Source organism: Helicobacter pylori (assembly GCF_011175115.1).
GTDB classification, from domain to species: Bacteria; Campylobacterota; Campylobacteria; order Campylobacterales; family Helicobacteraceae; genus Helicobacter; species Helicobacter pylori_DF.
Genome location: NZ_SHOW01000001.1, coordinates 93328 through 117294, shown reverse-complemented (window position 1 = coordinate 117294; position 23967 = coordinate 93328). Strand labels below are relative to the sequence as shown.

Sequence of the window (23967 nt, the reverse complement as noted above, 5' to 3'; positions counted from 1 at the left end):
TGCGTTTTTTAACCCGATACTTCTATATCACACACCTTTATTATATTACTTCTTGCCCCGCATCTAGTAAGGCTTCCTTAATCAAATCCTGTGTCGCTGGAGCGTCAAATTCTACAACCACGCTCTTTTTTTCCACGCTCGCATCAATAAAGCTCACGCCTTCAATTTCGCCCACAAATTTTTCAATTTTATCCACGCAATGGCTGCAAGTAATGCTTGGCACCTGAAAAGTAACTTTCATTCAATGATCCTTAATTTTAAAATTCCTTAGCCTTTGGGAGTTTAAGACCACACTCACAGAGCTTAAGCTCATCGCTAAACCCGCAATCGCCGGGCTTAACATGATACTAGCCTTATAAAGAATCCCACAAGCTAAAGGGATAAACACGCTATTATAACAAAAAGCCCAAAACAAATTTTCTTTGATATTTTTAATGGTCGCCTGGCTTAATTTAATCGCGCTATAAACCGATTTGATGTCGTTATTAAAGCTCACAATATCCGCTGCTTGCACGCTCACATCGCTCCCTTTAGCCATCACCACCGCCACATCGCTCATAGCAAGGCTAGGGGCGTCATTCAAGCCATCGCCCACCATCATAACGATCCGCCCTTTTTCCTTAAGTTCTTTAATCTTGTTGAGTTTGTCTTGTGGTTTAGCGTTGCTGATATAACCATCTATCCCTAATTCAAGCGCGCATTTTTTGACATTTTCCCTATTGTCCCCGCTTAAAAGAAAGGTGTTAATGCCTAAATTTTTGATTTGAGCGACATGCTCTTTCACGCCTTTTTTGGGCAAATCCTCTAAAACAAACGCCCCTAAAAGCTCGTCTTCTTTTTCATTGATCGCTCTACCCACAAACACTAAAATCCCGTTTTCTTGAATTTCTAGCGTGTTAATAGGGTTAAAAAATTCGCTGTTACCCACTTTGATGATTTCTTTAGCGCCTTGATAATCTACTTTAGCGCTGATGCCAAAGCCCGTTTTCACTTTAACTTCGCTTATTTCTTTTAAGGGGGCGTCATGCTCTTTGGCGTATTCTACAATCCCTTTAGCAATGACATGTTCGCTGCTCTTTTCAATGCTATTCGCTAAACTCAATAGCTCTAATAATTCTATGTTAGAATGGACGCTTTTAACGACAGGCTTGCCGTTAGTGAGCGTGCCGGTTTTATCAAAAACGATCGTATTGACTAGCCTTGCCTTTTCTAAACTTTTAGCGTCTTTAAAAAATAAGCCTAAAGAACTCGCTTTTTGGTTCGCCACTAAAATACTCATAGGCGTAGCCAACCCCAAAGCACAAGGGCAAGAAATCACTAAAACCGATACAAACACTTCTAAAGCGATCCCAAAATTCCACCAAAAATCAGGTTTAGGCGCGATGATGAGCCACACCACAAACGCTAAAATAGCGATAGCGATCACGCTTGGCACAAACACGCTTGAAACCTTATCCGCTAAGCGAGAAATCTCTGCCTTTGAGCTTTGGGCGTTATGGATCATTTCTATAATTTGAGACAAAGTGCTGTTTTTGTTATCTTGCGTGGCTTTCATTAAAAAACTCGTGTTGCTGTTGAGCGTCCCTGAAAAGACTTTATCGCCGACTTTTTTATAAACCGGCAACGCTTCACCGCTTAACATGCTCTCATCTAATTCCCCTTCGCCCTCTATGATTTCGCCATCCACCGCAATCGCGCTTCCAGGGAGGACTTTTAGAATATCCCCCACCACAATGCTATCCACTAAAACTTCAATCTGTTGGTTATTGTGCATTTTAAGGGCGGTTTTTGGGGCGTTTTTCATCAAAGCTTGCATAGCATCTAAAGCTTTGTCTTTAGAAACATTTTCAATGCGTTTGCCCACCATCACAAACGTTAAAATCACGCACACGCTTTCAAAATAATAATGCCCATAAGACCACTGATTCGTATAAACGAAATACAATTGCCACAAGCTTGAAGCTAAAGCAGCGCTTGTGCCTATGGCGATAAGGCTACTCATGTTAGGCTGTCTGTGCCATAAGGCTTTAAACCCTTGAATGTAAAAATCCCTCCCCCAATGCATGACAATGAGCGTGCCTATAAGCTGTAAGCAAGCGTTTAAAAAATTACTATGGTTGTTAATCGTAAGCAAGCTTTCAGGTAAAAGGCTAGGACTGAGCATCGCCCCCATAGAAAGATACACCACAAAAAGCGTGAAAATAACCGCCAACGCTAATTTAACATTAGGGCTAAAAAATTCTTTTTTTTCTTTTGTGAGGGTTTTTTTAGGGCTATAACCCAGTTTTTCAATGAGCTTAAAAATCTCATCTAAATTGGTTTCATTTTCGTTAAATTCAATGTTAGCGCTCTTATTTAAAAGGCTCACTTCTATTTTTTTCACAAAACTCTTACGCCCCAAAGAGCGTTCAATCCCACTAGAACACGCCGTGCAAGTCATTCCCTCTATGTAAAAAGATTCTTTCATGCGCTTTTATTTTTATTAAAAATAATTTTTACCATTAAAAAGAGCCACCGAATGATGCCATAAATCAAATACAGCCCCATAAACACGCTCAAAGCCTCTAAAGGGCGCACAAACACTAACGATAAAAAGATCAACACTAAGATGAAAAGCTTGAGATTCCACTTGACTTTTTTAAAATTAGGGTAGCGGATATTGCTCACCATAAGCACCCCTAATAAGACAATAAAGCCCAAAAATAACTTTTCGGTATTGCTTTCTAAAAAATGGTATTTGTTATCTAATAACACGCAAAGCACCACCAATACCGCCGCCGCAGGAATGGGGATACCGATGAAAGAATAGGGATCGCTTGTGTTGGTGCTGATATTGAATCGCGCTAATCGTATCGCCCCAAAAATCACAAACAACGCGCTCACCGCCATGCCTATACGCCCAAAATTATACCCCACATAAAAGTAAGTAATAAGGCTTGGGGCGACTCCAAAAGCGATTACATCAGCTAAGGAGTCAAATTCAATACCAAACTTGCTGGTGGTGTTGGTAAGCCTTGCGACACGCCCATCAAGTCCGTCTAAAATAAGACTCGCTACCACTAACCAGCATGCCATGACAAATTGGTAACTGGAAGCGTAAAAAATACTCATCATGCCTAAAAAAATACTGCTAGCGGTGAAAAGATTGGGGAAAAGATAGAGAGGGTTAATAGGCATTAGAGATTCTTTTTAACTTGGCTTTTAGACTAGGAATAAAAACGATTTTAAAATCAATTGCGAGAAGAAAAATCTTACAAGCGTTAAGAAACTCACAAAAAAAGAGCGTTAAAACAAACGCTTTATAACGCTGTTGATAAGTGCGGGTTTTTAGAAAACAAAATCTAAAAAAAAGCTTTAAACAAACAGAATGTTTATCATAAGGCTTTAAACCCTTATCAAAAATCTGTTTGTAAGCTCGCACTCTTAACTCGCTTGCTCTTCTAAAGGGATCAAACGGCTTTCTAAATTGTTGGCGGCTTCGTATTCGCTGATGATTTCACGCACCCTTTCGCCTGTAATGACTTCTTTGTCAAACAATTCTTTGACCATGATTTCAATCGCCTCTCTATAGTCGCTTAAGGTTTGTTTGACATGCTGATAGCGTTCTTCTAGTAGGTTTTTAATGAAAAGATCCATTTCTTCTGCGGTTTTTTCGCTAAATTCCCTACTGCTTCCATAACCGCCTCCTAAAAAGGCGTTCCGTTGCTTTTCTAGCACCATAAGCCCGCTGACACTGCTCATGCCGTAGTAACTCACCATGCCTTTAATAATATCAGTCGCTCTTTCTAAATCGTTGCTCGCACCGGTAGAAATTTCTTCCAAAAAGACCTCTTCAGCCGCCCTCCCGCCTAAAAGCACATCAATTTCAGCGATGAGTTCATGCTTTTGCATCAAGTATTTGTTTTCTTCAGGCGTGTTAAGGGTGTAGCCTAAAGCCGCCATGCCCCTTGGAATGATAGAAACTTTATTCACCCTAGCACTCCCTTTAGTCATTTCAGAAATCACGGCATGCCCGCTTTCGTGGTAGGCGACGATTTTCTTTTCTTTAGGACTGATACGCCTGCTTTTCTTTTCTAGCCCAGCAATCCCTCTTTCAACCGCTTCTTTTAAATGCTGTTGTTTGACTTCTTTTTGGTTGTTTCGTCCCGCTAAAAGCGCGGCTTCATTGATGATATTCGCCAAATCCGCCCCTGCAAGCCCTGCGGTGAGTTTGGCGACTTCTTGCAAATTCACATCATTAGCGAGTTTCACGCCTTTAATATGCACTTTTAAGATTTCTACCCTGCCATTAAAATCAGGCTTATCCACTAAAACCTGCCTGTCAAAGCGCCCTGGACGCATTAAGGCCGGATCCAAGATTTCAGGGCGGTTCGTTGCGGCTAAAACAATGACAGGCGCATTTTCGCTCCCAAAACCATCCATTTCGGCTAAGAGCTGGTTTAAGGTTTGCTCTCTTTCATCATTCCCGCTTATCATGCCTCCAGCCGCTCTGCTCTTACCTATGGCATCAATTTCATCAATAAAAATGATGCTAGGGGCTTGTTTTTTAGCGGTTTCAAACAAATCCCTAACCCTGCTTGCCCCTAAGCCCACAAACATTTCAATGAAACTGCTCCCTCCCATAGAGAAAAACGGCACATGCGCTTCGCCGGCTACTGCCTTTGCTAAAAGGGTTTTACCGGTTCCTGGAGGCCCTACTAACAGCACGCCTTTAGGGATTTTAGCCCCTAAATTGGCGTATCGTTCAGGGTATTTTAAGAAATCTACGATTTCTACCACCTCTTCTTTGGCTTCTTCATTGCCTGCCATGTCATTAAAACGCACATTGGGTTTTTCAGCGTTAATGAGTTTTTTCGCGCTCCCCATGCCAAAAATACCCCCACCCATATTTTTTTGCATGCGGTTTGCCATAAACATCCATAGCCCTAAAATCACTAAAATAGGCATGAGCCACCCTAACATGTCGGTAAAAAAGTTAGATTCGCTAAAACCAGAATAATTGATTTTTTTCTCGTCTAACAAAGGCACTAAGGTTAGATCAGGCACTCGTTTAGCGATATAAATCACACGATTGTTGCCCTCTTTGTGGCTGGCTTTGATCAAAGTTTGACCGATACTCACATTTTCCACTTCGTTATTGCTGATGAGCTGTTTGATTTCATGGTAGCTCACATTTTTAGTGCTAGAAGCTAAGAAATTGTCCGAAAAACTGCCATCAGAATTGAAAGAGCGTAGAAAAAAAATGAGTAAAATCCCTCCAAGAACCGCAAGGACAATGGGACTTTGAAAAAAAGGTTTTTTAGGTTCGTTCGTTGGTTTCATTATAATCCTTAATTTATTGATTGTTTTTTAAGCAATTTTAGAGCGACCCATTCGTTACGCTGTCGTTGCTCTAAAACCTCAAACCCATTATAATAGATCTGTAAAACAGAGTTTAAATGGGTTTCTAAAATCCCTGATAAAATAAGAGTGTGGTTACAAAGCCGCACAAATTCACTATACAAACTCTTAATCACATCAGCGACAAGGTTCGCCACAATGATATCAAAACGCCCTTCAATTTTTTGCGTAGATCCATAAATGACTTTATCTTGCGCTAATAGGGGTATTTGATTCAAGCTAAAATTTTTTAGGGTTTCTTCAACGGCTAAACTATCCGTATCGCAAGCTACTAAAGCGCTAACGCCTTGTTTTTTTAAGGCGATGCTTAAAATCCCGCTCCCACAACCCACATCTAAAGCGTTTTTGCGCTTTAAATCAAGATCAGAGAGCAATTCCAAACACATAGAAGTGCTTTCATGATGACCTGATCCAAAGGCCAAAGCCGGATCGATCATTATGCAATCATCTATAGCGGTATGGCTTGGTTTTTGGTGCCAGCTAGGGTGTATGTAAAATTTGGCGCATTGCACCGGCAAAATAGCTTGTTTGTAGGCTTCTAGCCAGTCTTTTGAAGCCAGATTGCGTGAAAGGTAGAAAAAATCAAACTCGCTTTGCAGGTTTTGTTTTAAATTCAAACAAAACGCTTTTAACGCCGGAAAAAGCGAATCGCTCAAATTTTTTTCAGAGCGTAAAATAACGAAATTTTTGAGGTGTGGGGGTTTTTCTTTTAAATTTTCTTTTAAATTTTCCTTTAGGGGGTCATGAGTGGCGAAATAACGCCAACTGGATTGGCTTATAAATTCAATGGTTTCTTTATCGTCAAACGCTTTTAAATTTTCTAAGCTTGATTCTTCTAAGGCTAGGTGTGTGGTGTCTAAAAGAAAGCTCTCAAAAAGCTCTCGCTCCTTAGGGAAGATAAAGAAAAACTCATAATACATTGATTCTAACACTCAATCGTTTGTCCCTAAAACAACCTCTAATTTTTCTTTCAAAACTTGGGGGGTAAAAGGTTTCACAATGTAGTTATTCACGCCCGCTTTCAAAGCCGTAATGACCTCAGCTTTACCGCCCTCTGTGGTGATCATAATGATAGGGATTTCTTTAAATCGGCTATCAGAGCGCACCTTTTTAACGAGATCCAACCCGTTCATTTCAGGCATGTTCCAATCCGTAATAAGCACCTTAGTGTCCGCATTAGCGTCTAGTTTCTCCCAAGCCTCCACCCCATGCTCAGCTTCTAAAACGTCTTCATAGCCTAAGCGTGAAAGTGTATTTTTAATAATTCTTCTCATAGTTGAGCTATCATCTACTACCAGTAGTTTCAAAGTGCTTCTCCTTTTAAGATTGCATTTAAATTAGGCTCTTTTTAAACAGCCAAAGCGTCTCTAACGCCTTATAATAATAAATCATTCCAAATAATAGCATGTTTTGATTAAAATTACCTTGACCGACAATAATCATTGGCTAAATGGAGCGTTCAATGAGCGTTCTCATTTGTAAAAAAATTCAGTTTGTTTGCTATCATAATAGTTTAAAAGTAATAAAATAACTTTTGAGCGCGATAAAGGGTATTGGATGGTTTGAAAAAAGAAAGACAAGGATTTTACAAGTAAGTGTATTATTTAAGAATTTTAATACTGGGTATAAGTTTTTTAAATATTTTAAATGCTGAAAATTTGAGTTACATGTCTTCTTCTTATCAAATAGGCACGGTGTTTATGCGTCCCTTAAACACCAACAAACTTTTACAAGGGGCTTCAATCCTTCAAGGCTATGAAGTGAATCCTAAAAACGATTGGGCTTATTCTAGGTATTATTTCTTTATAGATTATGGTAATGTGCTTTTCAATAATGATTCCACTTTGCAAGCGAACATGTTCACTTATGGGGTGGGAGGGGATTTTATGGTCGCTTACGCTAAAAACCCTATCAACCGCTGGGCTTTTTTCTTTGGTTTGCAATTGGCCGCTAACACATGGATACTCAATAATAAGGTCAAAGATTTGGTGGTGAATACTTGGGATTCATTGAAAGATTTCAATTTTCATAACACTTATTTTAGGGCTATCGGGAAATTTGGGGTGCAGTTTCGCACGATCGTTTTGTATCATAAGGTGGATGTGGAAATTGGCATGAAAATCTTTCTAACCCCTGAAAGACGCAGTTTGTTTGAAAGGAGCTTTTTGTTTTTTGTTTCGCATTCGTGGCATTTTTAAATGGCGGAGAGAGAGGGATTCGAACCCTCGAAGGCTTGCACCTTACACGCGTTCCAGGCGTGCTCCTTCAACCACTCGGACATCTCCCCTTAAAAAGGGCTTATTATAACTAAGATTTGTTTAAAAAGGGCTTATTTCAAAAGGAGTGAATCTTTAGAAATGACGCCATCTATTTGATTTTTAGCGCAAATTTCCCACGACTCTGTATCGTTAAAATCCATAGAAAACAAGATTTTGCTATCTAACAAGTAATTAGTGGCGTGTTGTTGGGCGAGTATGGCTTGCTTAATATCCTTAAAAATACAATAGAGCGGTTTGAAAGCGTTGAATAAAAAAAAGGCGTCCGTCTCTATCTTGTGCGATAAAAAGATCACGCTAAAATGGACACCATTTTCACAGCAATACTTAGCTAATTCCAAATTTTTTGGGTTTGCTTCAAAACACACTATATCGTTATTGGTGTTGGAATGAATAGCATCGGTGTCTTTAATGAAAACAAAACGAGCGCTAGGGATTAAAGGGTGTCCTAAAATAAGCATGTTTACCTCTTATCCTTCAAACAAGTTTCACTGCAATAGGCTACCGCTCCGCTGTAAATAGCGTCTTTGCTAGAGACATAGGTTTGGCATTTAGAGCATACAATCATGTGATCTTCTAATTCTTTGGGGGTTTGTTGCGTGTAAGAGTGGTTGTCTCTGTGGTCGTTTTTGTGGGGTTTTTGCCTCAAAAACAAACGCCATAAAATCCATGCGATAATGAGTAAGGGGATTAAGATTCTTAACATAAACTTTCCTTTGATTTGTAAAAATAAACACGCTTTTGATGCATAAAGCATTCAGTGGTTTTATAAGCGATTTCATTCTTTAACTGCTCGCCTTTATAGAATAAAAAATACCCCTTATCTTTTAGGAATCGTTGGCTTTTTTCTATCAAAAAAGAAGAGCTAGCGACCGCTCTAGAAGTGATTAAATCCACTTGTAAAAGATTTTGATAATCTTCTAAACGCTTTTTAATGATTTCAATGTTTTTTAAAGGCAAAACGCTTTTAAGGTAATTTAAAAAAGCCGCTTTTTTTATTCTTGGCTCTAAAAGAATGAATTGCGTTTCAGGTTTTTCAAGGGCTAAAGGGATAGCAGGAAGTCCCGCCCCGCTCCCAATATCCAAGCAGCTTTTAAAATCTTTGACAAATTCTAAGGGCTTTAGAGCGTCTGTGATCTGGGGTTCTAACTCGCTTAAATTTTTCGCACCGCTCAAGTTGTGCGTTTGATTCCATTCTAAAAGGATGCGCGCGTAATCTTGCAATAAGGGGTTCATAAAATCAGCATCCCATCGCCATAAGAATAAAAACGATACTTCTTTTCTATGGCTATTTTGTAGATTTCTTTGGTTTTTTCTAAGCCTATCATGGCGCTCACAAGCATTAAAAGGCTTGATTTGGGCAAATGGAAATTAGTGAGCAAATAATTGACATGCTGGATAGGATTGGCAAGATGCAAGAATATATCGCATTCAAACGATTCTTGATTAGGGTTTTTTAAACGCTTAAAGTATTCCACGCTCCTTAAAGCGGTCGTGCCGATGCATAAAATCTCTTGGGATTCTTGCAAAATTTCTTGGCTCTTTTTAGGAATATGCAAAACTTCTGTATGGATTTGATGCTCTCTAATATCCTTAGTTTCTACACCAAGAAAAGTCCCGGCCCCCACATGCAAGGTTAAAAAAGCGTGCTTGAAATCTTTCAATAATTTTTCTAAGGTATTTTGAGAAAAATGCAATGACGCCGTAGGGGCAGCCACCGCGCCGATGTGTTTAGCGAACACGCTCTGGTATTCATGCGCATCCAAACTCTCATCCGCTCTTTTAATATAAGGGGGTAAGGGCATATGCCCGTATTGTTCTAAAAGCTTTAAGATATTTTCTTGATTTAAGGGGGTTTGATTGTCATAAAAAGCGATCAAGCGCTGGCCGTTATGAAGCAATTCTAAGACTTCAGCGTAATAATTTTCATCAAAAAAAATCTTATCCCCCGCTTTGATCTTGCCCTTGATTTGAGTCAGAGCGGTGTTGCCTTTAAAAAAGCGGTGGAAAAACACTTCGGTCGTTTTTGATGGCAAAAAGGCATGCTTAGATCCAAAAAGCCTAGCCTTAATCACTTTAGTGTCGTTCAACACAATAAGGGCGTTTTTAGGGAAAAAGTCTAAAACATGCTCAAAAGTGGTGTGCGTGATTGTTTGCAAACGCCTTTCATAGACGAGTAATTTAGCCTTTTCTTTGGGCAAAACGGGATAATTTGCGATCAATTCCTTAGGCAAATAATAATCATAGCTTTCTAAATCAAATTCTCTCAACTACGACTCGCTCTTTGTATGCTCTTTGGTGTCATTTTCGTGATCGCTTTCGTTGTCTTTAGGAGCCGGATTGACCATTTTGGCAATCAAAATAGAAAGCCCATAAAGCCCCACTAAAGGCAATGCCATAAAGATTTGACTCACCACATCAGGGGGAGTGATAATCGCTGCTACAATAAAAATCACTACAATAGCGTATTTAAAATACGCTTTCAAGCTCGCATCGGTAATCAAGCCCACTTTAGCCAAAAAATACGCTAAAACAGGCAATTCAAACGCCACGCCAAAACCTAAAATCAAGCGCGTGAAAAAGCTCACGTAACTGGACGCAGAAATATTAGCCGCAAACACATCGCTCCCAAAAGTGGCTAAGTATTCAATGATAAAAGGGAACACCACATAGTAAGAAAACGCCGCCCCCATTAAAAACATACCGCTCCCAAAAAACACAAAAGGCAAAATCACTTTTTTTTCATTTTTATAAAGCCCTGGAGCGATAAAGAGCCACAATTGCCAAAAGATAATGGGCATGGAAATGACGATAGCGGCTGAAAAACTGATTTTAACCGCTACCATGACCCCTTCAATAGGGGAGAGCTGAATGAGCGTGCCTTTATAAGAATTTTTAACAAATTCAAAAATATTTTTCCAAAAATGAAAGCACCCCAAAAACGCCACTAAAATCGTTCCTACAGAAACCATCAAACGCTTTCTTAATTCCTGTAAATGCGGTTTTAAATCTTCAAACATGCTCTTTTTCTTTGTCGTGTTCTTTGGCGTTGTTATCGGTTGCTAATTGGACTTCTTTAGGAGGTTCATCGCTTGAAACTTCTTTATTTAAGGCTTCTTCATTGGAAACTTCTTTATTGGAATGGTTAGGGGGTGCGTTGTTTTCTAGGCTTTGTTGGTAATCTTGCATCAAATCCTGAATGCTTTTAATCTCATTTTCTGCAGTTATTTTAGCGTCTTCTAATTCTTCAATCTTAACGCCTTTAAGACTCTCCACTTTATTTTCAAAGAGTTTTTGATACTCTAGGGTTTCTTTTTTGATTTCTTCAATATTGATTTCTTTATCTAAAGTGTCCTTAGCGTCATTGAGCGTTTTTTTAACCGCACGAAAAAACTTCACCACATCCACGACAGCCTGGGGGAATTTTTCTGGCCCTAAAAAAATAATCGCTACAACCAACACCACAAGGATTTCAAAAAAGCCCATGCCAAACATAATAATCTACTTTCACACCCTTTAAAATTTTATCGTTATTGTAGTGTAATTTTCTTTCTAAACAAGATTAAAATAAAGTTTGGGGGTTTAAAGTGGGGATTTTTAAAAGCGCGTGGGTTTTAGGCGTGGCGATCCTACCTTTAGCCGTGCGCTCTAAATAACCATTAGCGAGCAAAAAAGGCTCAATCACGTCTTCAATCGTGCCTTCATCTTCTCTCATAGACGCTGCAATCGTGTTCAAACCCACCGGTCGTCCTTGAGCGTTAGCCAACAAAGATAAATACGCCAAATCCGCTTCATCAAAGCCCAATTCATTCACGCCTAGTTCATTCAAGGCATGCAAAGTGATGTTCAAATCCATCAAGCTTGAATTTTTGACTAGCGCAAAATCGCGTACCCTTTTTAAAAGCCTTAAAGCGATCCTTGGCGTGCCTCTACTCCTTTTAGCGATTTCATCAGCGCTTTCTTCTTTGATGTCTTGGTTGAGTTTAACGGCGGCTTTTTTGATGATGAGGGCTAGTTCGCTAGGGCTATAAAATTGCATTCTAAAACTCATGCCAAATCTGTCTCTTAAGGGGTTAGAGAGCATTCCGGCTCTAGTGGTAGCGCCAATAAGGGTGAAAGGGGGTAAATCAATTTTAATGGTTTGAGCGGCTGGGCCTGAGCCTATGATAATATCCAGCCTGAAATCTTCCATAGCCGGGTATAAAACCTCTTCAATCGCTGGGCTAAGCCGGTGGATTTCATCAATAAAAAGAATGTCTTTAGCTTGCAAATTAGTCAAAATGGCGGCTAAATCACCGCTTTTTTCTATCATGGGAGCGGCGGTGATTTTGATATTGGTTTCCATTTCTTTAGCGATGATATGGCTGATTGAAGTTTTACCCAAACCGGGCGGGCCAAAAAAGAGCATGTGATCCAAACTTTCTTGGCGTTTTTTAGCCGCGCAAATAGAAATTTGCAAGTTGCTTTTAATCTTTTCTTGACCGATAAAATCTTCCCAAAGATTGGGGCGCAAACTCACTTCTTGAGAAGTTTCAAAATCCAAGGTTTCTAAATTGACTATCCGTTCTTTCATTTAATGGTAACTTTCTAATTCGTTAGGGAAGTTTCCCTTTTTCACATCATCAGCGTATTGTTGAATCGCGTTTTGAATCAATTCTTTCCCTTTAAGGTATTCTCGCACGAATTTAGGCTTAAAGCTATCAAAAAAGCCTAACATATCGCTCCACACTAAAATCTGCCCGTCGCAATCTTTGCCGCTCCCTATGCCGATCGTGGGGATTTTGATTTTTTGCGTGATCGTTTGAGCGATAGGGGTGGTTATGCCCTCTAAAACCAACAAACCCACTCCGGCTTCTTCTAAACTCAACGCGTCTTCTAAAAGCTTTTTTTGTTGCTCTTCATTTTTGCCCTTAATCTTATAACCTCCATCAAGGCGCACGAATTGGGGCATCAAGCCGATGTGTCCTACCACGATAACGCCCTCATCAGTGAGCGTTTTAACCAGTTTCGCTTTTTCTTTCCCCCCCTCTAATTTGATCGCGCTCGCTTGGGTTTCTTTATAAACTCTAATGGCGTTTTTTAGGGCTGTTTTTTCATCTTTATAGCTTCCAAAAGGCATGTCTGTGATGATAAAAGGAGTCTTAGCGCCCGCGCACACGGCTTTAGTGTGATAGAGCATCATTCCCACACTCGCGCTTAAAGTGTCGTTTTGATTGAAAAAACTCATATTCAAACTATCGCCCACTAAAATCACATCCACTAGCGGATCAAATATTTGAGCGAATAGCGCGTCATAAGCGGTAATAGCAATGATTTTTTCTTGATTTTTTTTAGCTTGGAGGTGGTTGAGAGTGGTTTTTTTAATTGGGGCGGTTTGCATGCTCATTAGAAATCCTAAGTGTTAAATATAGTGGCATTGTAGCATGACTTTATTGGGGTGGGTAAAAATTTTACTCCATTTTAACCGGTCATTTTAATTATTTTAGTATAATTGAAAGAAACTTTTAACAAACAATTCAAGGGATTTAGCGATTTTGGGTCTTAAAAAACATGTTATTTTATGGTCTTTAATGGGATTTTGTGCAGGATTGAACGCACTTGATTATGACACCCTAGACCCAAAATACTACAAGTATATCAAGTATTATAAAGCCTATGAAGATAAAGAAGTTGAAGAATTAATCAGAGACTTAAAAAGAGCGAACGCTAAAAGCGGGCTTATTTTAGGGATCAATACCGGGTTTTTTTACAATCATGAAATCATGGTTAAAACCAATAGCTCTAGCATCACGGGGAATATTTTAAATTATTTGTTCGCTTATGGCTTGCGTTTTGGCTATCAAACTTTCAGGCCATCGTTTTTTGCGCGCTTGGTCAAGCCAAATATCATTGGCAGGCGTATTTATATCCAATATTATGGAGGGGCTCCTAAGAAAGCGGGCTTTGGGAGCGTGGGGTTTCAATCGGTCATGCTGAATGGGGATTTTTTATTGGATTTTCCTTTGCCTTTTGTGGGGAAATACCTTTATATGGGGGGGTATATGGGTTTAGGCTTGGGGGTTGTAGCGCATGGGGTGAATTATACGGCGGAATGGGGGATGTCTTTTAACGCAGGATTGGCTCTAACGGTATTAGAAAAAAACCGCATTGAATTTGAATTTAAAATTTTGAATAATTTCCCTTTTTTGCAATCCAATTCTTCAAAAGAGACTTGGTGGGGAGCTATAGCAAGCATTGGGTATCAATATGTGTTCTAAAAAAATAAGAAATCTCATTTTATGCTTTGGTTTTATTTTAAGCTTGCGCGCTGAAGAGAATATCGCCAAAGAAAACATGACTGAAACGAACACGACTGAAGAAAACACCCCTAAAGACGCTCCCATTCTTTTGGAAGAAAAACGCGCCCGAACGCTAGAGTTTGAAGAAAAAAATGAAGTGGCAAAAAAGATTGATGAAAAAAGTTTGCTTGAAGAAATCCATAAGAAAAAACGCCAGCTTTACATGCTCAAAGGGGAATTGCATGAAAAGAATGAATCCATCTTATTCCAACAAATGGCTAAAAATAAGAGCGGTTTTTTTATAGGCGTGATCCTTGGCGATATAGGGGTTAGCGCTCATCCTTATGAGAAGTTTGAACTTTTAAGCAATATTCAGGCTTCTCCCTTGCTGTATGGTTTAAGGAGCGGGTATCAAAAGTATTTCGCTAACGGGATTAGCGCCTTACGCTTTTATGGGGAATATTTAGGGGGGGCGATGAAAGGGTTTAAAAGCGATTCTTTGGCTTCTTATCAAACTGCAAGCTTGAATATTGATCTATTGATGGATAAGCCTATTGACAAAGAAAAAAGGTTTGCGTTAGGGATATTTGGAGGCGTTGGAGTGGGGTGGAATGGGATGTATCAAAATTTAAAAGAGATTAGAGGGTATTCACAGCCTAACGCCTTTGGATTGGTGTTAAATTTAGGGGTGAGCATGACGCTTAACCTCAAACACCGTTTTGAATTAGCCTTAAAAATGCCTCCCTTAAAAGAAACTTCGCAAACCTTTTTATATTATTTTAAAAGCACTAATATTTATTATATTAGTTACAACTATTTATTGTAAAGGCTCAAGGGTTGAAACTCAAATACTGGTTAGTTTATCTGGCGTTCATTATAGGACTTCAAGCGACAGATTATGACAATTTAGAAGAAGAAAACCAACAATTAGACGAAAAAATAAACAATTTAAAGCGACAGCTCACCGAAAAAGGGGTTTCACCCAAAGAGATGGATAAGGATAAGTTTGAAGAAGAATATTTAGAGCGAACTTACCCAAAGATTTCTTCAAAGAAAAGAAAAAAATTGCTCAAATCTTTTTCCATAGCCGATGATAAGAGTGGGGTGTTTTTAGGGGGTGGGTATGCTTATGGGGAACTTAACTTGTCTTATCAAGGGGAGATGAACGATAAATACGGTGCGAATGCCCCTAGTGCGTTTAAAAACAATATCAATATTAACGCTCCTGTTTCTATGATTAGCGTTAAATTCGGGTATCAAAAATACTTTGTGCCTTATTTTGGGACACGATTTTATGGGGATTTATTGCTTGGGGGAGGGGCGTTAAGAGAGAACGCGCTCAAGCAGTCTGTAGGCTCGTTTTTTTATATTTTAGGGGCTATGAATACCGATTTATTGTTTGACATGCCTTTAGATTTTAAGACTAAAAAGCATTTTTTAGGCGTTTATGCGGGTTTTGGGATAGGGCTTATGCTTTATCAAGACAAGCCTAATCAAAACGGGAGGAATTTGGTAGTAGGGGGTTATTCAAGCCCTAATTTTTTATGGAAATCTTTGATTGAAGTGGATTATACTTTTAATGTGGGCGTGAGTTTAACGCTTTATAGGAAACACCGCTTAGAGATTGGCGCAAAATTACCGATTAGCTATTTGAGAATGGGAGTAGAAGAGGGAGCGATTTATCACAATAAAGAAAATGATGAACGATTGTTGATTTCAGCTAACAACCAGTTCAAACGATCCAGTTTTTTATTAGTGAATTATGCGTTCATTTTTTGAGGCTTGATTTTGGGGTTAGGGTTTAAAATTTTAGCGTTAGTCGTTTTGATTTTAGGGGGTTATTTGATTTTTAACGCTTTAATCACAAAAACCAAAGCTTTAAGTTTTAGTTTAAGCAACAAAGAGGGTGTGCTCAATGACAATAATGAAGCGCTTTTTTGGGATCTAAAAAAACCCATTAAGATTAAAATAGCAGCCCCAAAGGGCATCAAACGCTATGAGATAAAAGTAACCACAAAAGACAATTTGATCTTATATAAAAAAGAAAGTCTGGTATTGGATAAACCCAAGTCTTTAGAAGTGCCTTTAATTAGGCCTGAAATCATGGGGTTAGAAGACAAGTGCCTTTTATATGAAATTCAAGCTAATGATTGGAGCTATGCTAATTTTTTCAATGGCAATAAGGCGTCTTTCAAACAAGAAGTGTGTATTGATACGATAAAACCCTTAATCACGATTTTATCTCGTTCCCCAAGCATCGCTTATGGAGGGAGCGCGATAGTCATCTTTGAGGCTTTGGATAAGAATTTGTCTCAAGCGTTTGTGCGCGTCAAAAAAAAGGATTTTAAAGCGTTCAGGCTTTTAGAATTCAAACAGCGTAATGTCTTTATCGCTCTAGTGCCTTGGTCTTATGAGAATAAGGATTTTAAGGCGTTCATTGTCGCTAAAGATAAAGCCTATAACTCTAATACCACCCCTTTATTGTTCAAACGAAAAACCCATCGTTTGAGGGAAAGGGATATAGACTTAAACGCCTTAAAAGATAAGGTTGCAAAGCAAGAAAAATTTCAAAATCACACTGAACAAACTTTATTAGAAATATTTTCCAACACGCACTTAAAAGATTTAGAAAAAATCCAAAAGATCGCTTTAGAACAGGGGGATTTTTATAAGGATTTTTCCCATTTTCAAGCGCTAAAACCCTTGAATGGGCCTTTTAAAATGACAAGCAATTTTTTAGAAAATCGGCGGTTTTTAAAGGACAATCAGGTGTTGTTTAAATTCTTGCATTTAGGGGTGGATTTGATACCCAGTAAGGATTTATCTTTAGCGTTTGATCCATCGGTGAAGAGGGTTTTTAAGGGGGAATTGGATTTTTATGGTAATAGTTTAATGGATTGCTATGGCTTAGGTTTGTGCGTTTTTTTAGCGCATTTAAAAGATGATGAAAGCGTAGGGAGTAGTGGTTTGAAATTAGGGAGCGGGTTGCATTTAGGGATGCTTTTGCAAGGGGTTTTTGTTCGGCCTAATGAATGGCTTAATGAGCAATGGATAAAAACCAATATCATTGCCCCCATAGAGCAAGCCAAACGGCTTTTAATGAAAGGATAGTCATGTTAAAAACGAATCAAAAAAACGTGCATGCGTTTGAAATTGAAAAGCAAGAGCCTGAGGCGGTCATGGAATTTTTAGAAAAAAACCATGCCCTTTTGCAGTATTTTCTCATTATATTTAAATACGATATTGAATCAGAAGTCAAAGCCGTTTTGCATAAACACCAGCTTTTGTTTTTAGAAACGAATCGCGCTTTAAACGGGCGTTATATCAAAACCATGCCTTTAAAAGAAGAAACCAATCATTCAAAACCCAATCATTCTAAAACAGAACCTAAAACAACGATTTATGAGCGCCATATCAGGAGCGGGGAAGAGATTTATAGCGCTAATCACCTTATTTTTTTGGGTAATATCCACAATGGAGCGAAGATTATTTCAGAGGGCTGTGTGTCGGTTTATGGGGTTTGCGAAGGGGCGATTGTGTGCTTTGGAGAGTGCTTGATTTTGAAAGAAGTCAAGAGCGCTCAAATCGTTTTTCAAAATAAAATTTTGTCTCTAAAAGAGGTTGAACGGCTTTTGGTAAATAAAAATATTAAAATAATCACTAAAAATGACGATATACTAGAAATAAAGGAAGTATTATGAAACAAACAACCATTAACCACTCTGTGGAATTAGTAGGGATAGGCTTGCACAAGGGCGTTCCTGTGAAGCTTGTTTTAGAGCCTTTAGGAGAAAATCAAGGCATCGTTTTTTACCGCTCTGATTTAGGCGTGAAGCTTCCCTTAAAACCTGAAAACATCGTGGATACCAAAATGGCAACCGTGTTGGGTAAGGATAACGCTAGAATTTCTACGATTGAGCATTTGCTTTCAGCTATCCATGCGTATGGTATTGACAATCTTAAAATCTCTGTGGATAACGAAGAGATCCCTATCATGGACGGGAGTGCTTTGGCTTATTGCATGCTTTTAGATGAAGCAGGGATTAAAGAATTAGACGCTCCTAAAAAGGTGATGGAAATCAAGCAAGCTATTGAGGTTAGAGAGGGCGATAAATTTGTTAAAATTGAGCCAGACAGCCAACTTTCTTTGAATTTTGCGATTGATTTTAACCATCCGGTTATCGCTAAGCAAGCCCATCATTTCGTTTTTAGTAAAACCGCTTACAAAGAGCAAGTCGCTAAAGCTCGCACCTTTGGGTTTTTGCAAGAAGTGAATTACTTGCGATCCATTGGTTTGGCTAAAGGGGGGAGTTTGAATAATTGCATCGTGCTGGATGAAAACAGCATTTTGAATAAAGAGGGCTTGAGGTGCGAAAAGGAATTCGTGTGCCACAAGATTTTAGACGCTATGGGGGATCTAATGGTCTTAGGCATGCCTGTGATGGGCAAATACACTTCTTTTTCAGGGAGCCATAAGCTCAATTCCATGTTGGTTAAAGCCATTTTAGCGGACGCTAAAAATTACGAAGTTTTGATCGCTACGGATCCGGCTAAAGAATTTGCGTTGCAAAAGGCTTTCGCTTAATCCTAAATAGGGCTTATTTTTTGGAATTGGATTTAGCACTTATCTCTTTAGGCGAGAGAGTTTTGCTTGGGGTGTATCAAAACAATTTTTTATGTGCTTCTTACACTTCCAAACTAAAAACAAGCGAAGCTTTAGTGGGAGTTTTTTCACAATTATTTGAAGATTTTAAAAACCCCGCCATTTACCCCACGATCTACCCTGATTTACCGGCGATTAAAGGGGTTTATTACGCTAAAGGGCCAGGCAGTTTCACTAGTTTAAAACTCACGCATGTTTTCTTACACACTTTGGCTTTAATCCATGGCTTTGAACTCTATTCAACTACAGGCTTTGATTTTAACGACAACACGCCCATTTTGGCGTATGTCAATAAATACTTTGTTTCAAAAGAAAGGGAAAGCCTGACCGATTTTAAAGATTTGAAAATTGCGCCAAAAGATTTCAAGTTACCCTCTTTTTTAGAGAAAGACAAATTCACCCAATTGAACACGCCGTTTTACATTTTGCCTCCTATTTAGTGTATAATGCTAGTTTTAAAAATGAAAGGGTATCAACAATAGGGGTTTAAAATTTGGTAGTGAGTGTTCCTGCAACAAGTGCGAATTTAGGTCCCGGTTTTGATTGCTTGGGTTTGAGTTTGAATTTACGCAATCGTTTTTTTATTGAGCCTAGCAGTTTTCATGCGGTGAAATTGGTTGGGGAGGGTGAAGGGATTCCTAAGTTTTTAACCAACAATATTTTCACCAAAGTGTTTTATGAGATTTTAAAAAAGCATGGGAATGACGGATCGTTTAAATTTTTATTGCATAATAAAGTCCCTATTACAAGGGGCATGGGGTCTAGCTCGGCAATGATTGTGGGTGCGGTTGCTTCAGCGTTTGCGTTTTTAGGGTTTCCTTTTGATAGAGAAAACATTCTCAATACCGCTTTAATTTATGAAAACCACCCGGATAATATCACCCCGGCGGTGTTTGGGGGGTATAATGCGGCGTTTGTGGAAAAAAAGAAAGTGATAAGTTTAAAAACCAAAATCCCTTCTTTTTTAAAAGCGGTGATGGTGATCCCTAATAGGGTCATTTCTACCAAGCAATCGCGCCACCTCTTGCCCAAGCGTTACAGCGTGCAAGAAAGCGTGTTTAACCTTTCGCATGCGAGTTTGATGACGATGGCGATTGCGCAAGGGAAATGGGATTTGTTGCGTTGTTGTTCTAAAGACAGGATGCACCAGTATAAGCGCATGCAAACTTATCCCGTGTTGTTTGCGATCCAAAAGCTCGCTTTAGAAAATAACGCCTTAATGAGCACGCTTTCAGGGAGCGGTTCGTCGTTTTTTAACATGTGTTATGAAGAGGACGCCCCTAAATTAAAGCAGGTTTTGAGCAAGAAATTCCCTAAATTTAGGGTAGCGGTTTTAGATTTTGACAATGATGGAGTCCTTATTGAGAAAGACTGAAATTAAGATCCGCATGTGCGTGGCGTGCAGAATGCGCCAACCTCAAAAGGGTTTGTTGCGTTTGAAAAGCTTTGAAAATCAAATTGTGGAGTTTGACGGGAAGGGTCGTAGTTTTTATGTGTGTGGAAATTGTTTGAAAAATGGAGAAAAAAAGTTGTTGAAAGCGGTTTCAAAAATAAAGAACGCCCCAAAAGATACCAAAAATATCATTACTTGGATTAAGGAGAGAAGCATAGCATGAGTGGTATGGTTGATTTAAAAGAATTTTTAGCCGAGCTTGGCAAGACCCAAAAAGAGCTTAAAAATGTGATCGAGCAAGCCAAAGACATTGGTTTAGAGCTTAAGACAAATTCTAAAATGACCCCAGAGCAAGCCGGTAAGCTATACAAATACATTGTGGATGGCATTAAAGAACAAATACAAGCCAATAAACCCACTAAAAATCCTGAACAAGACAATAAAGATGATTTGAATATAACCGCTACACCCAAACCTCTTAACAAAAAGGTTTCCAAAACGCCTAAAAAAGAAGAAACAAAAAGCCAGCCAAAGCCCAAAAAAACTAAAGAAAAGAAAAAAGAAGCTCTTGCGCCCATTGCCAAAAAAAAAGGAGGGATAGAGATTGTCAATACTTTTGAAGACCAAACGCCCCCTGTAGAAAACACCCCTAAAGCGGTTAGCCACTCTCAAATAGAAAAAGCCAAGCAAAAGCTCCAAGAAATCCAAAAAAGCCGAGAAGCCCTAAGCAAGCTCACCCAAAGTAACGCTAACAACGCCAATAACGCTAATAATATTAATAATGTTAATAATGTTAATAATGTTAATAATGTTAAAAAAGAAATCAGCGAAGTTAAAAAGCAAGAGCAAGAGATCAAACGCCATGAAAACATTAAAAGGCGTACCGGTTTTAGGGTGATTAAACGCAACGATGAAACAGAAAATGAAACTGAAAACAGCGTAGCTGAAAGCAAAAAACCCACTCAAAGCGCGGCGGCTATTTTTGAAGACATTAAAAAAGAATGGCAAGAAAAAGACAAACAAGAGGCTAAAAAAGCCAAAAAACCAAGTAAGCCCAAAGCCACCCCCACAGCCAAAAACAACAAATCCCATAAAATTGATTTGAGCGATGCGAGGGATTTTAAGGGCAATGATATTTATGATGATGAAACCGATGAAATCTTATTGTTTGATTTGCATGAACAAGATAATCTCAATAAGGAAGAAGAAGAAAAAGAAATCCGCCAAAATATCAACGACAGGGTGCGTGTCCAAAGAAAAAACCCTTGGATGAATGAAAGCGGGATCAAACGACAATCCAAGAAAAAGCGTGCATTCCGTAACGATAACAGCCAAAAAGTGATCCAAAGCGCGATTTCAATCCCTGAAGAAGTGCGCGTCTATGAATTCGCGCAAAAAGCGAATTTGAATCTGGCTGATGTGATTAAAACCCTCTTTAATTTAGGGCTTATGGTAACTAAAAACGACTTTTTGGATAAGGATAGCATAGAGATTTTAGCCGAAGAGTTCCATTTAGAAATTTCTGTTCAAAACACTTTAGAAGAATTTGAAGTAGAAGAAGTGCTAGAGGGGGTGAAAAAAGAGCGCCCGCCTGTGGTGACTATCATGGGGCATGTGGATCATGGTAAAACTTCACTGCTGGATAAAATCCGTGATAAAAGAGTCGCTCACACGGAAGCTGGGGGGATCACTCAGCACATTGGCGCTTACATGGTAGAAAAGAATGATAAGTGGGTGTCTTTCATTGACACCCCAGGGCATGAAGCCTTTAGCCAGATGCGTAATCGTGGGGCTCAAGTTACAGATATTGCAGTGATTGTGATAGCGGCTGATGATGGGGTGAAGCAACAGACTATTGAAGCTTTAGAGCATGCAAAGGTTGCTAATGTGCCTGTGATTTTTGCGATGAATAAAATGGATAAGCCTAATGTGAATCCGGACAAACTCAAAGCCGAATGCGCTGAGCTTGGCTATAACCCTGTGGATTGGGGCGGAGAGTATGAGTTTATCCCTGTTTCGGCTAAAACGGGTGATGGCATTGACAATCTATTAGAAACCATTCTTATCCAAGCGGATATTATGGAATTAAAAGCCATAGAAGAGGGTAGCGCTAGAGCGGTTGTTTTAGAAGGAAGCGTGGAAAAAGGGCGTGGGGCAGTGGCCACTGTGATTGTCCAAAGCGGGACTTTGAGCGTGGGGGATAGTTTTTTTGCCGAAACGGCGTTTGGTAAAGTAAGAACGATGACTGACGATCAAGGCAAGAGCATTCAAAATTTAAAACCCTCTATGGTGGCTCTCATCACAGGCTTGAGCGAAGTGCCGCCTGCGGGATCTGTTTTAATAGGGGTAGAAAACGATTCTATCGCGCGCTTGCAAGCTCAAAAGAGGGCGACTTATTTACGCCAAAAAGCCTTGAGTAAAAGCACTAAAGTGTCTTTTGATGAGCTTTCAGAAATGGTCGCTAATAAGGAATTGAAAAATATTCCTGTAGTCATTAAAGCGGACACGCAAGGAAGCTTAGAAGCCATTAAAAACAGCTTGTTGGAGCTCAATAACGAAGAAGTAGCGATTCAAGTGATCCATTCAGGGGTGGGGGGCATTACTGAGAATGATTTGAGCCTAGTTTCTAGCAGTGAGCATGCCGTGATTTTAGGCTTTAACATCCGCCCCACCGGTAATGTGAAAAATAAGGCTAAAGAATACAATGTGAGCATTAAAACTTACACGGTGATTTATGCCTTGATTGAAGAAATGCGATCGTTGTTATTAGGCTTGATGAGTCCTATCATTGAAGAAGAGCATACCGGGCAAGCGGAAGTGAGGGAAACCTTTAATATCCCTAAAGTTGGCACGATAGCCGGTTGTGTGGTGAGCGATGGGGTGATCGCCCGTGGCATTAAGGCACGTTTGATTAGGGATGGCGTGGTGATTCACACCGGCGAAATCCTTTCTTTGAAACGCTTTAAAGATGATGTGAAAGAAGTTTCTAAGGGCTATGAGTGCGGGATCATGCTAGAAAATTATAATGAGATTAAAGTGGGCGATGTGTTTGAAACCTATAAAGAAATCCATAAAAAAAGAACCCTCTAATGAACGCCCATAAAGAACGCTTAGAATCCAATCTTTTAGAATTGTTGCAAGAAGCTTTAGCGAGCTTGAATGATGGCGAGTTGAATTCTTTAAGCGTTACTAAGGTGGAATGCTCTAAAGGGAAACACCACGCTTTGGTGTTTGTGCTTTCATCAGATCATAAAATCCTTTCTAAACTAAAAAAAGCTGAGGGTTTGATCAGGCAATTTGTTTTGCAAGCGAGCGGGTGGTTTAAATGCCCAAAACTCAGTTTTGTTTTAGACAATAGTTTAGAAAAGCAGCTCCGCCTAGACGCCATATTTAATGAAATCGCTAAAGGGAAAGATAATGACTAAAAGAATAGAAGAGAAAATAGAGGGCGTGATTGAAAGCTTGGGTTATTTGCTTTATGATGTGAGCTTGGTTAAAGAAAATGAGCAGCATGTTTTAAGGGTGAGCCTTAAAAACCCTAATGGGGCGGTCAGCTTGGATATTTGCCAGCAAGTGAGCGAGGTGATTTCGCCCTTATTAGATGTGTGCGATTTTATTCAAGACGCTTATATTTTAGAAGTGAGCTCTATGGGGTTAGAAAGAACGCTTAAAACCCCTAAACACTTCAAGCTTTCTTTAGGCGAAAAAGTGGAAGTCAAACTCACAAATAAAGAAAGCTTTCAAGCTGTCCTTAAAGACGCTAACGATTGGAGCGCGGATTTTGAATTAGAGAATCACGCTATCAAAAGCGTGGAATATAAAGATTTAAAGAAAGTTAAAACGCTTTTTGAGTGGTGAAATAACGCGAAACGGTAGCGTTTCTGCACTCTATAAGAGATGCTTGATTAAAATTGACTCTTATTATTTAGCTAAAAAACGCCAAAAAGCATTTTTTAG

28 protein-coding genes and 1 tRNA gene are annotated in these 23967 nt (G+C 39.3%); 13 read left to right on the top strand and 16 right to left on the bottom strand.

Translation table 11 applies throughout. The features are described 5' to 3' along the window. Positions 1 to 40 precede the first annotated feature (40 nt). From copP to EXS92_RS00545, 7 genes are read right to left on the bottom strand one after another with little or no spacing between them, the layout of a single operon-like run. Entirely contained in the window at positions 41 to 241 is a 201-nt protein-coding gene (copP, locus tag EXS92_RS00575; RefSeq protein WP_000869075.1) for a copper-binding metallochaperone CopP, read from the bottom strand. After that, the gene (copA, locus tag EXS92_RS00570; RefSeq protein ID WP_165515148.1) at positions 242 to 2467 is read right to left on the bottom strand and encodes a copper-translocating P-type ATPase CopA; all 2226 of its coding nucleotides are present in this window, start codon (positions 2465 to 2467) and stop codon (positions 242 to 244) included. Then, positions 2464 to 3177 (bottom strand): CDP-diacylglycerol--serine O-phosphatidyltransferase, encoded by a 714-nt coding sequence (gene pssA / locus EXS92_RS00565; protein WP_001122197.1) that lies wholly within the window; start codon positions 3175 to 3177, stop codon positions 2464 to 2466. Before pssA ends, copA begins: the two co-directional genes overlap by 4 nt. Continuing rightward, the gene (locus EXS92_RS00560) at positions 3167 to 3421 is read right to left on the bottom strand and encodes a hypothetical protein (RefSeq protein ID WP_165515146.1); all 255 of its coding nucleotides are present in this window, start codon (positions 3419 to 3421) and stop codon (positions 3167 to 3169) included. Before EXS92_RS00560 ends, pssA begins: the two co-directional genes overlap by 11 nt. Positions 3422 to 3423: 2 nt before the next feature. Next, positions 3424 to 5322 (bottom strand): ATP-dependent zinc metalloprotease FtsH, encoded by a 1899-nt coding sequence (gene ftsH / locus EXS92_RS00555; RefSeq protein WP_000805308.1) that lies wholly within the window; start codon positions 5320 to 5322, stop codon positions 3424 to 3426. Between the two features lie 8 nt (positions 5323 to 5330). Continuing rightward, positions 5331 to 6320, bottom strand: a complete 990-nt coding sequence (prmA, locus tag EXS92_RS00550) for a 50S ribosomal protein L11 methyltransferase (RefSeq protein WP_165507791.1) — start codon at positions 6318 to 6320, stop codon at positions 5331 to 5333. A gap of 12 nt (positions 6321 to 6332) precedes the next feature. Further along, positions 6333 to 6707 (bottom strand): chemotaxis response regulator CheY, encoded by a 375-nt coding sequence (locus EXS92_RS00545; RefSeq protein WP_000772151.1) that lies wholly within the window; start codon positions 6705 to 6707, stop codon positions 6333 to 6335. Positions 6708 to 6995: 288 nt separating this feature from the next. Between EXS92_RS00545 and EXS92_RS00540 the strand changes: the two genes are divergently transcribed. Then, complete coding sequence (locus EXS92_RS00540) at positions 6996 to 7598, top strand: outer membrane protein (RefSeq protein ID WP_000291621.1); 603 nt, start codon at positions 6996 to 6998, stop codon at positions 7596 to 7598. 1 nt (position 7599) lies between these two features. Here the strand turns inward: EXS92_RS00540 and EXS92_RS00535 are convergent. The 9 genes from EXS92_RS00535 to panB all read right to left on the bottom strand — a co-directional run bounded on the left by EXS92_RS00535 (position 7600) and on the right by panB (position 13062). Then, a tRNA-Ser gene (locus EXS92_RS00535) sits at positions 7600 to 7687 on the bottom strand. Positions 7688 to 7729: 42 nt separating this feature from the next. After that, positions 7730 to 8137: a hypothetical protein gene (locus tag EXS92_RS00530; protein WP_165515144.1), complete on the bottom strand. Its 408-nt coding sequence runs from the start codon at positions 8135 to 8137 to the stop codon at positions 7730 to 7732. 2 nt (positions 8138 to 8139) lie between these two features. After that, the gene (locus EXS92_RS00525; RefSeq protein ID WP_165515142.1) at positions 8140 to 8382 is read right to left on the bottom strand and encodes a PP0621 family protein; all 243 of its coding nucleotides are present in this window, start codon (positions 8380 to 8382) and stop codon (positions 8140 to 8142) included. Further along, positions 8376 to 8912, bottom strand: a complete 537-nt coding sequence (rsmG, locus tag EXS92_RS00520; RefSeq protein ID WP_165515140.1) for a 16S rRNA (guanine(527)-N(7))-methyltransferase RsmG — start codon at positions 8910 to 8912, stop codon at positions 8376 to 8378. The genes EXS92_RS00525 and rsmG overlap by 7 nt, the downstream gene beginning before the upstream one ends. Next, positions 8909 to 9946: a tRNA preQ1(34) S-adenosylmethionine ribosyltransferase-isomerase QueA gene (gene queA / locus EXS92_RS00515; protein WP_165515137.1), complete on the bottom strand. Its 1038-nt coding sequence runs from the start codon at positions 9944 to 9946 to the stop codon at positions 8909 to 8911. The genes rsmG and queA overlap by 4 nt, the downstream gene beginning before the upstream one ends. Next, positions 9947 to 10696, bottom strand: coding sequence for a twin-arginine translocase subunit TatC (gene tatC / locus EXS92_RS00510; RefSeq protein ID WP_079363020.1), 750 nt, complete (start codon positions 10694 to 10696; stop codon positions 9947 to 9949). It abuts the gene before it with no gap. After that, the gene (tatB, locus tag EXS92_RS00505; protein ID WP_000467608.1) at positions 10689 to 11171 is read right to left on the bottom strand and encodes a Sec-independent protein translocase protein TatB; all 483 of its coding nucleotides are present in this window, start codon (positions 11169 to 11171) and stop codon (positions 10689 to 10691) included. Before tatB ends, tatC begins: the two co-directional genes overlap by 8 nt. Before the next feature lie 67 nt (positions 11172 to 11238). Further along, positions 11239 to 12249 carry a Holliday junction branch migration DNA helicase RuvB gene (ruvB, locus tag EXS92_RS00500; protein ID WP_000664490.1) on the bottom strand — a complete coding sequence of 337 codons (1011 nt, stop codon included), beginning with the start codon at positions 12247 to 12249 and terminating at the stop codon, positions 11239 to 11241. Further along, positions 12250 to 13062: a 3-methyl-2-oxobutanoate hydroxymethyltransferase gene (gene panB, locus EXS92_RS00495; protein ID WP_165515135.1), complete on the bottom strand. Its 813-nt coding sequence runs from the start codon at positions 13060 to 13062 to the stop codon at positions 12250 to 12252. 148 nt (positions 13063 to 13210) lie between these two features. Between panB and EXS92_RS00490 the strand changes: the two genes are divergently transcribed. The 12 genes from EXS92_RS00490 to EXS92_RS00435 are packed head-to-tail and all read left to right on the top strand — an operon-like array spanning position 13211 to position 23868. Then, positions 13211 to 13933, top strand: coding sequence for a hypothetical protein (locus tag EXS92_RS00490; RefSeq protein WP_165515133.1), 723 nt, complete (start codon positions 13211 to 13213; stop codon positions 13931 to 13933). Next, a complete protein-coding gene (locus EXS92_RS00485) occupies positions 13923 to 14780 on the top strand; it encodes an outer membrane beta-barrel protein (protein WP_165515130.1) in 858 nt (285 codons plus the stop codon). Before EXS92_RS00490 ends, EXS92_RS00485 begins: the two co-directional genes overlap by 11 nt. Before the next feature lie 11 nt (positions 14781 to 14791). Further along, positions 14792 to 15733: an outer membrane beta-barrel protein gene (locus tag EXS92_RS00480; RefSeq protein WP_120980763.1), complete on the top strand. Its 942-nt coding sequence runs from the start codon at positions 14792 to 14794 to the stop codon at positions 15731 to 15733. 9 nt (positions 15734 to 15742) lie between these two features. Then, on the top strand, positions 15743 to 17065 hold the full coding sequence (locus tag EXS92_RS00475; RefSeq protein ID WP_165515129.1) for a M23 family metallopeptidase: 1323 nt from the start codon (positions 15743 to 15745) through the stop codon (positions 17063 to 17065). Between the two features lie 2 nt (positions 17066 to 17067). Beyond that, positions 17068 to 17655, top strand: a complete 588-nt coding sequence (gene minC, locus EXS92_RS00470; protein ID WP_165515126.1) for a septum site-determining protein MinC — start codon at positions 17068 to 17070, stop codon at positions 17653 to 17655. Continuing rightward, positions 17652 to 18539 carry a UDP-3-O-acyl-N-acetylglucosamine deacetylase gene (gene lpxC, locus EXS92_RS00465; RefSeq protein WP_165515125.1) on the top strand — a complete coding sequence of 296 codons (888 nt, stop codon included), beginning with the start codon at positions 17652 to 17654 and terminating at the stop codon, positions 18537 to 18539. Before minC ends, lpxC begins: the two co-directional genes overlap by 4 nt. A 20-nt stretch (positions 18540 to 18559) precedes the next feature. Then, on the top strand, positions 18560 to 19057 hold the full coding sequence (locus EXS92_RS00460) for a tRNA threonylcarbamoyladenosine biosynthesis protein TsaB (RefSeq protein WP_165515122.1): 498 nt from the start codon (positions 18560 to 18562) through the stop codon (positions 19055 to 19057). Positions 19058 to 19110: 53 nt separating this feature from the next. Next, a complete protein-coding gene (thrB, locus tag EXS92_RS00455; protein WP_165515120.1) occupies positions 19111 to 19992 on the top strand; it encodes a homoserine kinase in 882 nt (293 codons plus the stop codon). After that, positions 19979 to 20233, top strand: a complete 255-nt coding sequence (locus EXS92_RS00450; protein ID WP_187216859.1) for a DUF448 domain-containing protein — start codon at positions 19979 to 19981, stop codon at positions 20231 to 20233. Before thrB ends, EXS92_RS00450 begins: the two co-directional genes overlap by 14 nt. Further along, positions 20230 to 23100, top strand: a complete 2871-nt coding sequence (gene infB / locus EXS92_RS00445; RefSeq protein ID WP_165515118.1) for a translation initiation factor IF-2 — start codon at positions 20230 to 20232, stop codon at positions 23098 to 23100. Before EXS92_RS00450 ends, infB begins: the two co-directional genes overlap by 4 nt. After that, complete coding sequence (gene rbfA / locus EXS92_RS00440) at positions 23100 to 23435, top strand: 30S ribosome-binding factor RbfA (RefSeq protein WP_000991153.1); 336 nt, start codon at positions 23100 to 23102, stop codon at positions 23433 to 23435. The genes infB and rbfA overlap by 1 nt, the downstream gene beginning before the upstream one ends. After that, the gene (locus tag EXS92_RS00435; protein WP_108399450.1) at positions 23428 to 23868 is read left to right on the top strand and encodes a ribosome maturation factor RimP; all 441 of its coding nucleotides are present in this window, start codon (positions 23428 to 23430) and stop codon (positions 23866 to 23868) included. Before rbfA ends, EXS92_RS00435 begins: the two co-directional genes overlap by 8 nt. Positions 23869 to 23967: the final 99 nt, after the last annotated feature.

Coding starts and splice junctions, on each gene's coding strand:
- copP (WP_000869075.1), bottom strand. CDS start 241: ATGAAAGTTACTTTTCAGGTGCCAAGCATTACTTGCAGCCATTGCGTG.
- copA (WP_165515148.1), bottom strand. CDS start 2,467: ATGAAAGAATCTTTTTACATAGAGGGAATGACTTGCACGGCGTGTTCT.
- pssA (WP_001122197.1), bottom strand. CDS start 3,177: ATGCCTATTAACCCTCTCTATCTTTTCCCCAATCTTTTCACCGCTAGC.
- ftsH (WP_000805308.1), bottom strand. CDS start 5,322: ATGAAACCAACGAACGAACCTAAAAAACCTTTTTTTCAAAGTCCCATT.
- prmA (WP_165507791.1), bottom strand. CDS start 6,320: ATGTATTATGAGTTTTTCTTTATCTTCCCTAAGGAGCGAGAGCTTTTT.
- EXS92_RS00530 (WP_165515144.1), bottom strand. CDS start 8,137: ATGCTTATTTTAGGACACCCTTTAATCCCTAGCGCTCGTTTTGTTTTC.
- EXS92_RS00525 (WP_165515142.1), bottom strand. CDS start 8,382: ATGTTAAGAATCTTAATCCCCTTACTCATTATCGCATGGATTTTATGG.
- rsmG (WP_165515140.1), bottom strand. CDS start 8,912: ATGAACCCCTTATTGCAAGATTACGCGCGCATCCTTTTAGAATGGAAT.
- tatC (WP_079363020.1), bottom strand. CDS start 10,696: ATGTTTGAAGATTTAAAACCGCATTTACAGGAATTAAGAAAGCGTTTG.
- tatB (WP_000467608.1), bottom strand. CDS start 11,171: ATGTTTGGCATGGGCTTTTTTGAAATCCTTGTGGTGTTGGTTGTAGCG.
- ruvB (WP_000664490.1), bottom strand. CDS start 12,249: ATGAAAGAACGGATAGTCAATTTAGAAACCTTGGATTTTGAAACTTCT.
- panB (WP_165515135.1), bottom strand. CDS start 13,062: ATGAGCATGCAAACCGCCCCAATTAAAAAAACCACTCTCAACCACCTC.
- EXS92_RS00485 (WP_165515130.1), top strand. CDS start 13,923: ATGTGTTCTAAAAAAATAAGAAATCTCATTTTATGCTTTGGTTTTATT.
- minC (WP_165515126.1), top strand. CDS start 17,068: ATGTTAAAAACGAATCAAAAAAACGTGCATGCGTTTGAAATTGAAAAG.
- lpxC (WP_165515125.1), top strand. CDS start 17,652: ATGAAACAAACAACCATTAACCACTCTGTGGAATTAGTAGGGATAGGC.
- infB (WP_165515118.1), top strand. CDS start 20,230: ATGAGTGGTATGGTTGATTTAAAAGAATTTTTAGCCGAGCTTGGCAAG.
- rbfA (WP_000991153.1), top strand. CDS start 23,100: ATGAACGCCCATAAAGAACGCTTAGAATCCAATCTTTTAGAATTGTTG.
- EXS92_RS00435 (WP_108399450.1), top strand. CDS start 23,428: ATGACTAAAAGAATAGAAGAGAAAATAGAGGGCGTGATTGAAAGCTTG.